The following is a 14805-nucleotide window of genomic DNA, read 5'->3' on the forward strand; positions in this document are numbered from 1 at the left end:
TGGCTCAACCGGTGACTGCCTTTAAAAGTAGCACTCGAATGTGAAATCCATGTGATTTTTTTTCGGCCGTTGGGCGGTTCGTAGAGTTTATTTGATGAAGGTCACCTGACCATTTTTTCAGCCATTGAACCCGGTGCAGAACTTCGGCAAGCTCGGCGTTTTCCCATCGAGACCTTTATGCACCCCGATGATGATGGGCCGCAGCAAACCCGGGCCACGGGCGAGACGGTCATGCGCTACCACTTGTGCTGGAAACACCGTGACCTGGACGGCGTCATGGCGCTTTATCACCCAGACATCCAGTACCACGATTTTTTCCAGAACCGCGTGATGGGGCTCGACGATCTGCGCGAGTACGTGCGCGTGAGCATGCCTCGCAACCTGGACGAAGCGCTGGAACACTCGGACCGAATTCGCCTGGATGGCAACACCGCATTTATTCAGTACCGGATGACGTTGCGTGGCGGTGAGGGGCTGGTGTCCTTTCATACCAGCGAGGCGATCACAGTCCGTGACGGGTTGATCTGGCGGGTCAACGAATACGCCACGCTGGTCCACGAGCAGCCGCTTCGCAAGGCAACCAAAACGCTGCGTCCGGCCGTCAGTCGACTCGGCCTGTCCCCGCGCCAGTTGAGTTTAATGGCCGATGACTTGCAACAGTATTTCCAGCGCCAGCAACCTTATCTGGACCCCGAGCTCGACCTGCAACGGGTGGCGAAGGAGTGCGGCTACAGTCGCAACCAGATTTCCTACCTGTTGAATCAAGTGCTGGGCCAGAGTTTCTATCGCTATGTTAACCAGGCGCGCCTGCAGCATTTGCTCGGCACGCTGGACACCGCCACACCGCCGATACGCGTCGACGAGCTGGCATTTGCCGCGGGCTTCAATTCGCTGTCGGCGTTTTACACCTGTTTTCGCCAGCACACCGGTCTGACGCCCAAGGCGTACACCAAACAAATTTCCTTGCGTGCACGCGCGCAAGACAGCCCCTGAACTCACGCACTAGGATCGACGCCATCGAAGTTTGAGTGGCGGAGTCTTGCATGTCGGCGTGGCGCACTATCAGTTTATGGATGGATCAACTCGACGAGCCGTTATTGGCCCGTCCGGCGCTGGAACACGATCTGGACGTCGACGTGGCAATCATTGGCGCGGGATATACCGGACTCTGGACCGCGTATTACCTCAAGCGTCTGGCCCCGGGCCTGGACATCGCCATTGTCGAAGCGCAAACCGCCGGTTTTGGCGCCTCGGGCCGTAATGGCGGCTGGTTGATGGGCAACCTGTTGGGTGAAGACCGCTTGCTCGCCGGGTTGTCCACGGAGCAACGCCGCACCTCATTCGACTTGCTGCACAGCATTCCTGATGAAGTAGAAGTCGTTCTGGAGCGTGAAGGCATCGCCTGCGATTACCGCAAAGGCGGGGTGCTTTACTGTGCCGCACGCTACCCCGAGCAGGAAGCCAGCCTGCGCCGCTATCTGGATGACCTCTACCGCCAGGGCCTGACCGAAAGTGACTACCGCTGGCTCAGCCCCGAGCAACTGGCGCAACAAATCAGAGTTGCCAAGCCTTATGGCGGTATCTATGCACCGCACGTTGCGACCATCCACCCGGCAAAGTTGGTGCGAGGCTTAGCACGGGCGGTGGAGAAAATGGGGGTCAGCATCTATGAAAACAGCGCCGTCACGCAGTGGCAATCGGGGAGCTTGCGCACTGCCAAGGCGGCGGTTCGCAGTCGCTGGATTGTCCCGGCGGTAGAAGGTTACGCAACGACGTTGCCGCCGTTGGGGCGCTATCAAATGCCGGTGCAAAGCCTGATCGTTGCCACCGAGCCACTGTCCGCTGCGACGTGGGACGAAATCGGCCTGAGTCGCGGCCAGGCCTTCAGCGAGAGCAGCCGTCAGGTGACCTACGGCCAACGCACCGCCGACAACCGCCTGGTGTTCGGGGCGCGGGGAGGCTACCAGTTTGCCGGCAAGTTACGCCATGACTTCGACCTGACGACCAGCGAAGTGGAGTTACGACGCTATCTGTTCGGCGAGCTCTTCCCGCAATTGAAGAATGTGCGGATTACCCACGCCTGGGGCGGAAATCTTGGCATGTCGCGGCGTTTCAAGCCGCACATGCTCTGTGATCATGCCAGCGGCATCGCCTTGTCCGGCGGTTATGGCGGGGAGGGCGTCGGTGCCAGCAACCTGGGCGGCAGAACCCTCGCCGACCTGATTCTTGAGCGCGATACCGAGTTGGTGCGCCAGCCTTGGGTCATGCCGCAGGGCGGACTCGACACGCTCAAGGCCTGGGAGCCGGAACCCTGCCGCTGGCTCGGTTACAACGCGATCATCCGCAGCTTCGTCCACGAAGACCAGACCCTGGCCAACCCGGCTACCGCACCCTGGCGCCGCAAGCTGGCCAGCGGGGTCGCGGGGTTCATGGAAGGTTTCATGCAGTAAACAACGCTTTTTCCATTGACAGGTACGCCCATGAGCATCACGCAATTCAAGAACACCGCCACCCTGAAGCTTGATGAATCCAATCCGGTCGCGGTGCCACTGGGAACAACCGTGGCAGTGGCCTCGACCACCAGCGTCGAACGCGACGATGGTGTCGAAACCGGTGTCTGGGAATGCACGCCCGGACGCTGGCGCCGGCAGATCGTGGCCCAGGAGTTTTGTCACTTCATCCAGGGCCGTTGCACCTTCACCCCAGACGACGGTGAACCCCTCTACATAGAAGCTGGCGATGCATTGATGTTGCCGGCCAACAGTCTCGGCATCTGGGATATCCAGGAAACCGTGCGCAAGACCTACGTTTTGATTTTTTGATCTTCTGATTGCCTGCCAATAACAAAAGCCCTACAGGAATCGACCCATGATCCGAAAGACACTGACACTGGCGCCACTTGCACTCGTCGCGACCCTTAGCCAGGCGGCCGAGACGGTCAAAATCTACAACTGGTCCGACTACATCGCCCCGGATACCACGAAAAACTTCCAGAAAGAAACCGGTATCGCCTTTACCTACGACGTCTACGACAGCAACGAAACCCTGGACGGCAAGTTGATGACCGGTAAATCAGGGTATGACGTGGTGTTCCCGTCCAACCATTTCATGGCGCGACAGATTGAAGGTGGCGCACTGAAGAAACTCGACAAGAATCAGCTGCCGAACTGGAAGAACCTCAACCCGGTGTTGCTCACGGCGTTGCAGACCAACGACCCGGGTAACGAACATGGCTTTCCGTACCTGTGGGGCAGCACGGGTATCGGCTACAACATCGCCAAGGTCAAGGCCGTACTGGGTGACAACGCGCCCGTGGATTCCTGGGACCTGATCTTCAAACCCGAGAACATGGCAAAGCTGCAAAAGTGCGGCGTTGCCATCCTCGACAACGGCCCGGAACTCTTGCCCGCCGCCCTGAACTACCTGGGCCTGCCGCCTCACAGTAAAAACCCGGAAGATTATAAAAAGGCCGAAGCGCTGCTGCTGAAAGTCCGTCCGTACGTGAGCTACTTCCATTCGTCCAAGTACACCAGTGACTTGGCCAATGGCGACATCTGCGTAGCGGTCGGCTTCTCCGGCGACATCCTGCAAGCCGAAAACCGCGCCAAGGAAGCCAACAACGGCGTCGACATCGGCTACGCCATTCCCAAGGAAGGTGCCGCCATCTGGTTCGACATGGTCGCCATGCCCGCCGACGCACCGGACGAGAAGGCCGGTTACGCCTTCATGAACTACCTGCTGCGGCCGGACGTCATGGCCAGCGTCAGCAACTACGTGCACTACGCAAACGGTAACGAACAGGCTGACAGCCTGATCGACCCGACGATCAAAAACGACACCAAGGTTTATCCAAGCCCTGAGATGATGGGCAAGCTGTTCGCGCTGGAGGCGATGCCGCTGAACATTGACCGGGTCCGTACGCGGGTGTGGAACAAGATTCGCACTGGTAGCTGATGGTTAATATTTTGTAGTCATAGCCCCCAGTGACTTGGGTGGCGACACGGTAGATTCCAGGCCTTCTTTCGATGGATAAGGAGGCAATGGAATGCCACTCAATTCAAAAGCGGGTCACCTGCGTACCGGTCGTTTTTCGGAGCCCGGACGGATCTATCTACTAACGGCTGTCGTTCACCAACGGCAGCCGTTTTTTGTTGATTGGGGTTTGGGGAGGTTGGTTGTTCAGCAATTGCGTTTGGCACAGGAGGAAGGCTGGGGAGATTTTTTGACGTGGGTTGTGATGCCGGACCATATGCATTGCCTGGTGCAGCTGCGGGACAAGACGCTGTCGGAGCTGATGTGCAGGATAAAGTCCCGAAGCAGTGTGGCGGTCAATCAAGCATTAGGACGCAAAGGCCGGCTGTGGCAGAAGGGTTATCACGATCGCGCGGTTCGGTGGGAGGAGGATGTGAAGGATCTTGCGCGATATGTCGTGGCCAACCCGATACGAGCGGGGCTGGTGACGCGTGTTCATGATTACCCACTTTGGGATGCGTGTTGGTTGTAAGTGTTTGACGACTGCTTCGCAGCCGAACGCAGGCTGCGCGAGCTGCTACAAGGGCTGTGGCGTACATGAACCCTGTAGCAGCTGCCGAAGGCTGCGTTCGGCTGCGCAGCAGTCGTCAAATATAAAATCCAATAAAGAATCAACTGATATCAATCCACTGGCACTCATATTAACCACTACCGAAAACTGTGACACCCTAGACAAAAAACAACTTACCTATATTTAATATTTAAATAGCTAATCGTCAGACAATTTGCGCAAACGCACCTGCACAAAACAAACTTTCGATAGCGCAGGCATTATTTCCGGGCATTTGCTGGATTTGCACAATTTGACGTCAAAAAAAACACTAGACGTTTGATTTCAAATTGTGTCAGTTTTCTTTCGCCTTCATTGGGCGAGTGATAGGACGATCTCGCCAGAGATCGTCGCTATCTGATAAAAACTGTTCCATAGCTAAACAAGGAAGTGTGTTTATGTCGAAAGTAAAAAACAATGCTATTGATCTAGCCGAACAGGCCATAACCCCCTTGCAAGCATTGGCTGCACCGAGTTCTGCGTATAGCCAGATCGACAGTTTCAGCCATCAGTATGACCGCGGTGGCAATCTCACGGTCAATGGCAAACCGTCCTATTCCGTCGATCAGGCAGCCACCCAATTGCTGCGCGACGGTGCTGCCTACCAGGACAAGGACGGCAGCGGCAAAATCGAACTGACCTACACGTTCCTGACCTCGGCCTCGTCGAGCACCATGAACAAGCACGGGATTACAGGCTTCAGCCAGTTCAGTACGCAGCAGAAAGCCCAAGCGGTGCTCGCCATGCAATCCTGGGCCGATGTAGCCAACGTTACCTTCACCAATAAGTCTACGGGCGGTGACGGTCACATGACCTTCGGCAACTACAGCGGTGGCCAGGATGGCGCGGCGGCATTTGCCTATTTGCCGGGCACCGGTGCGGGTTATGACGGTACTTCCTGGTACCTGACCAACAGCAGCTACACGCCTAATAAGACGCCGGACCTGAACAATTACGGCCGTCAAACACTAACCCACGAAATCGGTCACTCGTTGGGCCTGGCTCACCCTGGCGACTACAACGCTGGCGAGGGTGCCCCGACTTACAATGACGCCACCTACGGGCAGGATACCCGCGGTTACAGCGTCATGAGCTACTGGAGTGAAAGCAATACCAGCCAGAACTTCAGCAAGGGCGGTGTCGAAGCGTATTCGTCCGGCCCGCTGATGGACGACATTGCCGCCATCCAAAAACTCTACGGTGCCAACACCACCACCCGTACCGGTGACACCACGTACGGCTTTAACTCCAACGTCGGTCGCGACTTCCTGAGCGCGTCTTCGTCGTCGGACAAGGTCGTGTTTTCGGTGTGGGACGCAGGCGGCAAAGATACCCTGGACTTCTCCGGCTTCACCCAAAACCAGAAAATCAACCTCAATGAAGCCTCGTTCTCCGACGTTGGCGGCCTGGTGGGCAACGTTTCCATTGCCAAGGGTGCAATCATCGAGAACGCAATCGGCGGTTCGGGCAACGACCTGCTGATCGGCAATGGCATCTCCAACGAACTGAAGGGCGGTGCCGGCAACGACATCCTCTACGGCGCCGGCGGTGCGGACAAGCTGTTGGGCGGTACCGGTTCGGACACGTTTGTGTTCGCCGCCAGTAGCGACTCCAAGCCAGGTGTCGCTGACCAGATCCTCGACTTTGTCAGCGGTCTGGACAAGATCGACCTGACCGGGATTACCCAAGGCGCAGGCCTGCATTTCGTGAGCTCGTTCACCGGTGCGGCAGGTGATGCCGTCTTGACCAACTCGGGCGGTAACAGCCTGTTGTCGGTGGACTTCTCCGGGCACGGCGTGGCTGATTTCCTGGTCAGCACCGTCGGCCAGGCGGCGTTCTCGGACATCGCAGCCTGATGTAAGGCGATAAGGAGGGTGGCGCCGATGCGCTGCCCTCTGTGACTGGAGTAAAACAAAGATGGCCTCTAAAACCTGTGCCGCATGGCTCCTGGCGACGTTGATGATCTTTTTTGGAGAAGCAACCATGGCAAGCAGCCTGAAATTGGCAGACCCCTCGGAACTGGCCGGCAAATGGCAGGCCACCCTGAGCACCCGGGACGACTCGCCAGAGACCCTGGCATTGCAGGACAAGCCGTCGAACGTCTGTGTCATCGAGTTGCAGCTCAAGCAAACGCTGGGTGAGGGGGCCGATTGTTTAAGCGCATGGCTTGCAGGCGAAAAAGCCATCGGTTGGTTTCCCGAGCCGGATGGTATTGCGATCACCGGTAAAGAAGGTTCGAAAATTCTGTTTCTCAGTCACCAAGGTGATGGTTCCTATAAGGCTGCGTTGAAATCCACGAGGGTCATAACACTTGTGCGTCAGGCGCATCAATAAAAAATCCGTGATTCTTTATAAAGACCTCACACAATTAAGTTGTAGTTAGTTTGTAAGCGCTAGTGCGCCAAACGCACATCCGTGCTTGCGCGGACAGTGAATGGAAACTTCGTCAGTATGACGAGGAATAACACCTCAGGAAGAACCCATGAAGATGTCAAAGAGCCCGCTAAGTGCACCGTTATTCAAAGCATTGGGCGACTACAAGAGCATCCTGATCAGCGTTGGCTGTTTTACCGCGTTAATTAACGTGCTGATGCTGGTCCCGTCGATTTACATGCTCCAGGTCTACGACCGTGTGTTGTCTTCGCAAAATGAAACGACGCTCGCCATGCTGTCGTTGATGGTGGTCGGTTTCTTTGCCTTCATCGGTTTGCTTGAGATCATCCGTAGTTTCATCGTCATCCGCATCGGCAGCCAACTGGAACGACGCTTCAACCTGCGGGTTTATCAAGCCGCGTTCGAGCGCAATCTGTTCAAAGGTGAGGGAAACGCCGGCCAGTCGCTGGGGGATCTGACGCACATCCGCCAGTTCGTCACCGGCCCAGCGCTGTTTGCCTTCTTCGATGCACCGTGGTTTCCGGTCTATCTGTTCGTGATCTACCTGTTCAACGTCTGGCTCGGGGTGTTTGCCACCGTGGGCGCGCTGGTATTGATTGGCCTCGCGTGCCTGAACGAAGCAATGACCAAAAAACCCTTGGGCGAAGCCGCCGGTTTTTCCCAGCAGTCCAGCCAATTGGCTACCAGTCACTTGCATAACGCCGAAACCATTCAAGCGATGGGCATGCTCGGCGCGCTGCGCAAGCGCTGGTTTGACGTGCATTCACGTTTTCTCGGTCTGCAGAACCAGGCCAGCGACACCGGCGCGGTCATCAGTTCCTTGAGTAAAACCTTGCGTTTGTGCCTGCAATCCCTGGTCCTGGGGCTGGGCGCGCTGCTGGTGATCAAGGGCGACATGACCGCCGGGATGATGATCGCCGGTTCGATTTTGATGGGCCGCGTCCTGAGCCCCATCGATCAGTTAATTGCCGTATGGAAACAGTGGAGCGGCGCCAAGCTGGCCTACCGTCGTCTGGACGCGTTGCTGCAAGCCTTTCCACCGAGTGAAGAGGCCATGGCGCTGCCGGCGCCGAAAGGGCAGATCACCTTCGAACAGGTCAGCGCCGCGCCGCCGGGTCAGCGAATGGCGACGCTGCACCTGGTCAACTTCAACCTTGGCGCAGGGGAAGTGATGGGCGTGCTGGGTGCTTCCGGCTCAGGAAAATCGACACTGGCCCGGGTGCTGGTCGGCGTGTGGCCCACTCTCGGCGGCACGGTTCGACTCGACGGCGCGGACATTCATCGCTGGAACCGCGACGACCTCGGCCCCTACATCGGCTATCTGCCGCAAGACATCGAATTGTTCAGCGGCAGCATTGCCGAAAACATCGCCCGCTTTCGCGAAACCGATCCGCAAAAAGTCGTTGAAGCCGCGCAACAGGCCGGCGTCCACGAACTGATCCTGCGCATGCCGCAAGGCTACGACACGGTGCTGGGTGAGGACGGCAGCGGTTTGTCCGGCGGCCAGAAGCAACGGCTGGCACTGGCTCGCGCCCTGTATGGCCACCCGCGTCTGGTGGTGCTGGACGAACCGAACTCCAATCTCGACACCGTGGGCGAAGCCGCGTTGGCCAGTGCCATCGCGCACATGAAAGCGCAAGGCACCAGTGTGATTCTGGTTACCCACCGTTCTTCGGCGCTGGCTCAGGCCGACAAACTGCTGGTGCTTAACGACGGGCGCTTGCAGGCGTTCGGCCCGAGCCAGGAGGTATTAAAAGCACTGTCCGGCGCCCAGGAACAACAGCGGGAAAAAGCGCCGCAGGCACCCGGTGGACTGAGCATGAGCCGACAGTATCAGCCCTCGACAAGGAGTTCGGGCGTATGAATCACCGCAACGAAGCCACGATGGAACACGACTGCATCGCCGAACGCCCCGAGCACGATGCGCGCTTCTTCGCCCGCATGGGCTGGATTCTGGCGATTGTCGGCGCGGGCAGTTTCTTCACCTGGGCCAGTCTCGCGCCGCTCGATCAAGGCATTCCGGTGCAGGGCACGGTCGTGGTATCGGGCAAGCGCAAAGCCGTGCAATCGATAAGCCCCGGCGTGGTCAGCCGGATTCTGGTGAGCGAGGGGCAAGTGGTGAAGCTGGGCCAGCCGCTGTTCCAACTCGACCAGACTCAGGTCGCGGCTGACGTCGATTCGCTACAGGCGCAGTACCGCATGGCCTGGGCCAGCGTTGCGCGCTGGGAAAGCGAACGGGACAACCTCAAGCAAGTGCATTTCCCGGCCGAACTGAGCAAGGACGCTGACCCGCGACTGGCGTTGGTGCTCGAAGGCCAGCGGCAATTGTTCAGCAGCCGTCGCGAAGCCTATTTCCGCGAGCAGGGCGGGTTGCGCGCCAACATGGAAGGCGCCGCCGCGCAATTGGCTGGCATGCGTCGCGCGCGTACCGACCTGACGGCCCAGGCCAACTCGCTGCAACAGCAACTGAGCAATCTTCAGCCCTTGGCGGATAACGGCTACATCCCGCGCAACCGGCTGATGGAATACCAGCGCCAGCTGTCGCAAGTGCAGCAGCAACTGGCCGAGAACACCGGCGAAAGCGGCCGGGTGGAGCAGGGCATCCTCGAAGCGAAACTCAAGCTGCAACAGCACATCGAGGAGTATCAGAAAGAGGTCCGCACCCAACTGGCCGACGCGCAACTCAAGAGCGTGACCCTCAAGGAGCAACTGACCTCCGCCGGGTTCAATTTGCAACACAGCGAGATCATCGCCACCGCCGACGGCATCGCGGTCAACCTCGGGGTGCACACCGAAGGCGCGGTGGTGCGCCAGGGCGACACCTTGCTGGAAATTGTGCCGCAGGGCACCCGCCTGGAAGTGGAAGGGCACTTGCCGATCAATCTGGTCGACAAGGTCGGCACCCATTTGCCCGTGGACATCCTGTTCACCGCGTTTAACCAGAGCCGCACGCCGCGAGTGCCCGGCGAAGTCAGCCTGATCTCTGCCGACCAGATGGTCGACGAAAAAACCGGCGCGCCGTATTACGTGCTGCGCAGCAGCGTCAGCGACCAGGCCATGGAAAAGCTCAATGGCCTGGTGATCAAACCGGGTATGCCGGCGGAAATGTTCGTGCGTACGGGTGAACGTTCACTCCTCAATTATCTGTTCAAACCGCTGCTCGACCGGGCCGGCTCCGCGTTGACCGAGGAATAAGGATGTCCGGTTGTATGAATAAGCTTTCCAGGCTCGTAGCGACCCTGACGTTGCTGACGTGCAACAGCGTGATGGCCATGGGGCCGTTCGATATTTACGAGCAAGCGTTGCGCAATGACCCGGTGTTCCTGGGTGCGCTCAAGGAGCGTGATGCCGGTCTTGAAAACCGCATCATCGGCCGTGCTGGCTTGCTGCCAAGGGTGGCGTACAACTACAACAAGGGGCGCAACTCGTCCAAGGCCACTTACCTCAATGAGTACCGGAAGAATCAGACGGATGACCGCAATTACAGCAGTTACGGTTCGACCTTGACCCTGCAACAGCCTTTGATCGATTACGAAGCCTACGCGGCGTATCGCAAAGGCGTGGCCCAGTCGTTGTTTGCCGATGAAGCCTTTCGCGGCAAAAGCCAGCAATTGCTGGTGCGTGTGTTGGAGAACTACACCAAGGCGTTGTTTGCTCAGGATCAGATCGACATTGCGTTGGCCAGGAAGCAAGCCTACGAACAGCAGTTCCAGCAGAACGAGCAGATGTTTCACCAGGGCGAAGGCACTCGCACCGATATTCTTGAGGCCGAGTCCCGTTACGAACTGGCCACCGCTGAAGAGATCGAGGCGCGCAACGAGCAGGACGCGTCCTTGCGCGAACTCGGCGCGCTGATTGGCGTGCCGGTGATCGACATCACAGACCTGGCGCCGCTGGCCCCGCACTTCCAGACCTTCAGCCTGCAACCGGCCAACTACGACACCTGGCACGAAATGGCCGTGGCCAACAACCCGAACCTGGCCTCCCAGCGCCAGGCAGTGGAAGTGGCGCGTTACGAAGTCGAACGCAACCGCGCCGGGCATCTGCCGAAAGTCAGTGCCTATGCTTCGGTGCGTCAGAACGAATCGGAAAGCGGCAACACCTATAACCAGCGCTACGACACCAACACCATTGGCATCGAAGTCAACGTGCCGCTGTATGCCGGCGGCGGGGTGTCGGCGTCCACACGCCAGGCCAGCCGCACCATGGAACAGGCCGAGTACGAACTGGATGGCAAAACCCGCGAAACCCTGATCGAGCTGCGCCGACAGTTCAGCGCCTGCCTGTCCGGTGTAAGCAAGCTGCGCGCCTACCAAAAGGCCCTGACGGCTGCCGAAGCGCTGGTGGTGTCGACCAGGCAAAGCATCCTGGGTGGCGAGCGCGTCAATCTGGATGCGCTGAACGCCGTACAACAACTATTTACCACCCGCCGCGATCTGGCGCAGGCACGCTACGACTACTTGATGGCCTGGACCCGGTTGCACTACTACGCCGGAACGTTGAATGAACAGGATCTGGCCAGGGTCGACGAAGCGTTCGGCCAAGGCCCGAGGACCTAATGATGGACCTGTAGCAGCCTTCGGCAGCTGCTACAGGGAGATGCGGTGCTGCTCCCAACGGGAAACCAGAATTCTAAAAACGCCAAAAAAGCGAGTAGTCATGAACAAGGAAGTCTCCAATAACCCGATCTCGGTAGGCACACTCTTGTTGCTGGTGTCAGCAATGTCTGGCGCTGCGCAGGCTGCCTACCTGGAAACCGGACAACCCGGTGACGCCGCCAGTTGGCGCAGCGCAGAATTCCAGCGTGACTGGGGCCTGGCCCGCATGCAGGCGGATCAGGCTTACGCCGCCGGTATCACCGGCAAAGGCGTGAAAGTCGGCGAACTTGATTCCGGTTTCGATGCCACCCATCCCGAATTCGCCACCGACCGTTACCACGCGGTGACCGCCAGCGGCAGCTATGTCGACGGTACTGTGTTCAATGTCAACGGCACGCTCAACCCCAACAACGATTCTCACGGCACCCACGTCGCTGGCACCATCGGCGCCTCTCGCGATGGATTCGGCATGCACGGCGTGGCGTATAACGCGCAGCTCTATGTCGGCAACACCAACAAGAACGACAGTTTCCTGTTCGGCCCCAATCCCGATCCGCACTATTTCAAAGCGGTCTACAACGCCCTGGCCGATGCCGGTGTGCGAGCGATCAACAACAGTTGGGGCAGCCAGCCGCCGGACGTCAGTTACCGCACCCTCGACGACTTGCACGCGGCCTACGCCCAACACTGGAACAAAGACACCTGGATGGATGCCGCGGCTGACGTTTCGCGGCGTGGCGTAATCAACGTGTTCAGCGCCGGCAATAGCGGCTATCCGAACGCCAGCGTGCGCTCGGCGTTGCCGTATTTTCAGCCGGATCTGGAGGGCCATTGGTTAGCGGTATCGGGGCTGGATCAAGGCAATCAGCAGAAATACAACCAGTGCGGGCTCGCCAAGTATTGGTGCATCACCACGCCCGGCGCGAAGATCGACAGCACCATTCCCGATGGTGGCTACGCGATCAAGTCCGGTACCTCGATGGCAGCGCCGCATGCGACCGGCGCACTGGCGCTGGTGATGGAACGTTACCCGTACATGAGCAACCAACAGGCCCTTGAAACGCTGTTGACCACGGCCACTCAGCTGGACGGTTCGATCACCGATGCACCAAACGCTCGGGTTGGCTGGGGCGTGGCCAACCTTGAGCGGGCGATGCGCGGGCCGGGACAATTGCTTGGGCGTTTCGATGCCAATCTGGGGGCAGGGCAGAGCGATGTCTGGAGCAATGGCATCACCGACAAGGCCTTGATTCAACGTCAATCTGAAGACCTCGCCGAACGGAGTGCCTGGCAGCAGACGCTGAAAAACAAAGGCTGGGAGAGCGGCGTACCGGTGGGCGCCAGTCAGCAGGATCAGACGGATTACGCGGTCGGCATGACGCGTGATGCCGCTGCCGCCAGCCGCGTTTACGAAGGCAGCCTGATCAAGTCCGGCGCCGGGCAGCTGATGTTGACCGGCGACAATACCTATCGCGGACCGACCACGGTCAACGAAGGCTTACTCGCGGTCAACGGCTCACTGACCTCCCGTGTGACCGTCAATGACGGCGGTACGCTCGGTGGTTCGGGGCGCATCGGTGCATTGAGCGCCAATCGCGGCGCAACGGTGGCGCCCGGCAATTCAATCGGCACCTTGCAGGTCACGGGTGACGTGACGTTCGCGCCGGGTTCGACTTACGCGGTCGAACTCTCGCCCACCAGCAGTGATCGCATTGTCGCCGGTGGAACTGCCACGCTCGGCGGCGCGACGGTGACGCTGTCACTGGAAAACAGCCCGACCCTGCTCAGCGCCACCGAAGTGCAAAGCCTGCTGGGGCATCAATACGCCATCCTGCAAGCCGCTGGCGGTATTCAAGGCCAGTTCGGCGCGGTGTTGCCCAACTATCTGTTTATTGGCGGCAGCCTCGATTACGCCGCGAGCGGTGTTCAACTGAGTGTCGAACGCAACGACACGTCTTTCGCCAGCGTCGGGCAAACGCCCAATCAACGCGCCGTTGCCACTGCCGTTGAAGGGCTGGGGGCGGGGAATCCCGTCTACGAAAGCCTGTTGCTGTCGCCGTCCGCCACTTCGGCACAACAGGCGTTCCAGCAGTTGTCCGGTGAAATCTACCCGGCGCTGGCTTCGGTGCTGCTCAATGACAGTCGTTATGTGCGTGATGCCGTGGGTGAACGCCTGGTGGAGGCCAAAGGCACTCAAAGCAATGGCTGGATCAAGGCGCTGGGTGCCTGGGGCAAGACTGATGACCGCAATGACACCGCCGGATATACGACGTCGATTGGCGGCTTGCTCGCCGGAGTCGATGGGACACTGGATGAGCAAACCCGCATCGGACTGGTCACCGGTTACAGCGACAGCTCGGTGAACATGGGTTCGGGCACGCATTCATCGGCCCAGGTCGATAGCTATCACCTCGGCGCTTACGCCGGCCGCGAGTCGGGTGCCTGGCGTCTGAGCGCTGGCGGTGCCTACAGCTGGCATCGCGCCGACGTCAAACGTGACCTGCAATACGGCGAAGTCAGCGCCAGGCAGAAAACCAAAATCGATGCCGGAACCACCCAGGTGTTCGGCGAAGCGGCGTATCGGCTGGACCTGCAACCCTTGGCTCTGGAGCCTTTTGCCAATCTGGCCTACGTGCACCTCGACACAGAAGGTTTTACCGAGAAAGGTGATGCGGCCGCGCTGAAAAGCAGCGGTGACACGCGTGACGCGGTGCTCAGCACGTTGGGTGCGCGCGCGCTGAAAACTGTGAACCTGTCCGCACAGCAGCAGCTGGACCTGAGCGCGAGCCTGGGTTGGCAACACAACCTGAGCAATACCGATTCCGAGGAACACCTGGCGTTCGCCAGCGGCAGCACGCCGTTTTTGGTGGAAAGTTCACCCATGGTGCGTGATGCAGCACTGGTCGGCGCCCATGCCAGCCTGGCCCTGACCCGGGACATGCGCTTGAACCTCGATTACACCGGGCAACTGGCCAACCGCGAGAACATCCACGGAGTAGGGCTCAGCCTCAATTGGCAGTTTTAACGCAACCCCTGTAGCAGCTGCGGAGCACCGCGAGGCTGCGTTCGGCGGCGCAGCCGTCGTGAAATCAGAGAGTGCGGTGTGTCAGGAAAACCTTGCATGCAGGGTTTACGACGGCTTCGCCGCCGAACGCAGCCTCGCGGTGCTCGGCAGCTGCTACAGGGATTTGGGTGAATTTGAAGGTGCTTTTCAAGGCACAGGGATTTTTG

The 14805-nt window shown here is 59.0% G+C and carries 11 protein-coding genes; all 11 read left to right on the plus strand.

Annotated features, from left to right (window positions below; all coding sequences use genetic code 11):
- Window positions 1–177 precede the first annotated feature (177 nt).
- The 11 genes from ACWGZX_RS28305 (at window position 178) to eprS (ending at window position 14599) form a co-directional block, all read left to right on the plus strand.
- Window positions 178–993 carry a helix-turn-helix domain-containing protein gene (locus ACWGZX_RS28305; protein ID WP_452626425.1) on the plus strand — a complete coding sequence of 272 codons (816 nt, stop codon included), beginning with the start codon at window positions 178–180 and terminating at the stop codon, window positions 991–993.
- Window positions 994–1043: 50 nt separating this feature from the next.
- Entirely contained in the window at window positions 1044–2450 is a 1407-nt protein-coding gene (locus ACWGZX_RS28310; RefSeq protein WP_452626426.1) for an NAD(P)/FAD-dependent oxidoreductase, read from the plus strand.
- Window positions 2451–2480: 30 nt separating this feature from the next.
- Entirely contained in the window at window positions 2481–2822 is a 342-nt protein-coding gene (locus ACWGZX_RS28315) for a cupin domain-containing protein (protein ID WP_452626427.1), read from the plus strand.
- A 46-nt stretch (window positions 2823–2868) separates the two neighbouring features.
- Window positions 2869–3954 (plus strand): polyamine ABC transporter substrate-binding protein, encoded by a 1086-nt coding sequence (locus tag ACWGZX_RS28320; protein WP_223512474.1) that lies wholly within the window; start codon window positions 2869–2871, stop codon window positions 3952–3954.
- Window positions 3955–4045: 91 nt separating this feature from the next.
- Entirely contained in the window at window positions 4046–4504 is a 459-nt protein-coding gene (locus ACWGZX_RS28325) for an REP-associated tyrosine transposase (protein ID WP_452626428.1), read from the plus strand.
- A gap of 476 nt (window positions 4505–4980) precedes the next feature.
- Window positions 4981–6438 (plus strand): serralysin family metalloprotease, encoded by a 1458-nt coding sequence (locus ACWGZX_RS28330; protein WP_452626429.1) that lies wholly within the window; start codon window positions 4981–4983, stop codon window positions 6436–6438.
- A 61-nt stretch (window positions 6439–6499) separates the two neighbouring features.
- A complete protein-coding gene (locus ACWGZX_RS28335; protein WP_452626430.1) occupies window positions 6500–6916 on the plus strand; it encodes an AprI/Inh family metalloprotease inhibitor in 417 nt (138 codons plus the stop codon).
- 148 nt (window positions 6917–7064) lie between these two features.
- Window positions 7065–8840 (plus strand): type I secretion system permease/ATPase, encoded by a 1776-nt coding sequence (locus ACWGZX_RS28340; protein ID WP_452626431.1) that lies wholly within the window; start codon window positions 7065–7067, stop codon window positions 8838–8840.
- Window positions 8837–10171, plus strand: a complete 1335-nt coding sequence (locus ACWGZX_RS28345; RefSeq protein ID WP_452626432.1) for an HlyD family type I secretion periplasmic adaptor subunit — start codon at window positions 8837–8839, stop codon at window positions 10169–10171. The genes ACWGZX_RS28340 and ACWGZX_RS28345 overlap by 4 nt, the downstream gene beginning before the upstream one ends.
- Window positions 10172–10173: 2 nt before the next feature.
- Window positions 10174–11535: a TolC family outer membrane protein gene (locus tag ACWGZX_RS28350; protein WP_452626433.1), complete on the plus strand. Its 1362-nt coding sequence runs from the start codon at window positions 10174–10176 to the stop codon at window positions 11533–11535.
- A gap of 100 nt (window positions 11536–11635) precedes the next feature.
- Window positions 11636–14599, plus strand: a complete 2964-nt coding sequence (gene eprS / locus ACWGZX_RS28355; RefSeq protein ID WP_452626434.1) for an autotransporter serine peptidase EprS — start codon at window positions 11636–11638, stop codon at window positions 14597–14599.
- The last annotated feature ends 206 nt before the right edge of the window (window positions 14600–14805 follow it).

The sequence above is a fragment of the Pseudomonas sp. CLCA07 genome, from assembly GCF_053615335.1.

Bases quoted from the DNA above. Each gene is read 5' to 3' on its own strand.
- ACWGZX_RS28305 (WP_452626425.1), top strand. From the start codon at position 178: ATGCACCCCGATGATGATGGGCCGCAGCAAACCCGGGCCACGGGCGAG.
- ACWGZX_RS28310 (WP_452626426.1), top strand. From the start codon at position 1,044: ATGTCGGCGTGGCGCACTATCAGTTTATGGATGGATCAACTCGACGAG.
- ACWGZX_RS28315 (WP_452626427.1), top strand. From the start codon at position 2,481: ATGAGCATCACGCAATTCAAGAACACCGCCACCCTGAAGCTTGATGAA.
- ACWGZX_RS28320 (WP_223512474.1), top strand. From the start codon at position 2,869: ATGATCCGAAAGACACTGACACTGGCGCCACTTGCACTCGTCGCGACC.
- ACWGZX_RS28325 (WP_452626428.1), top strand. From the start codon at position 4,046: ATGCCACTCAATTCAAAAGCGGGTCACCTGCGTACCGGTCGTTTTTCG.
- ACWGZX_RS28330 (WP_452626429.1), top strand. From the start codon at position 4,981: ATGTCGAAAGTAAAAAACAATGCTATTGATCTAGCCGAACAGGCCATA.
- ACWGZX_RS28335 (WP_452626430.1), top strand. From the start codon at position 6,500: ATGGCCTCTAAAACCTGTGCCGCATGGCTCCTGGCGACGTTGATGATC.
- ACWGZX_RS28340 (WP_452626431.1), top strand. From the start codon at position 7,065: ATGAAGATGTCAAAGAGCCCGCTAAGTGCACCGTTATTCAAAGCATTG.
- ACWGZX_RS28345 (WP_452626432.1), top strand. From the start codon at position 8,837: ATGAATCACCGCAACGAAGCCACGATGGAACACGACTGCATCGCCGAA.
- ACWGZX_RS28350 (WP_452626433.1), top strand. From the start codon at position 10,174: ATGTCCGGTTGTATGAATAAGCTTTCCAGGCTCGTAGCGACCCTGACG.
- eprS (WP_452626434.1), top strand. From the start codon at position 11,636: ATGAACAAGGAAGTCTCCAATAACCCGATCTCGGTAGGCACACTCTTG.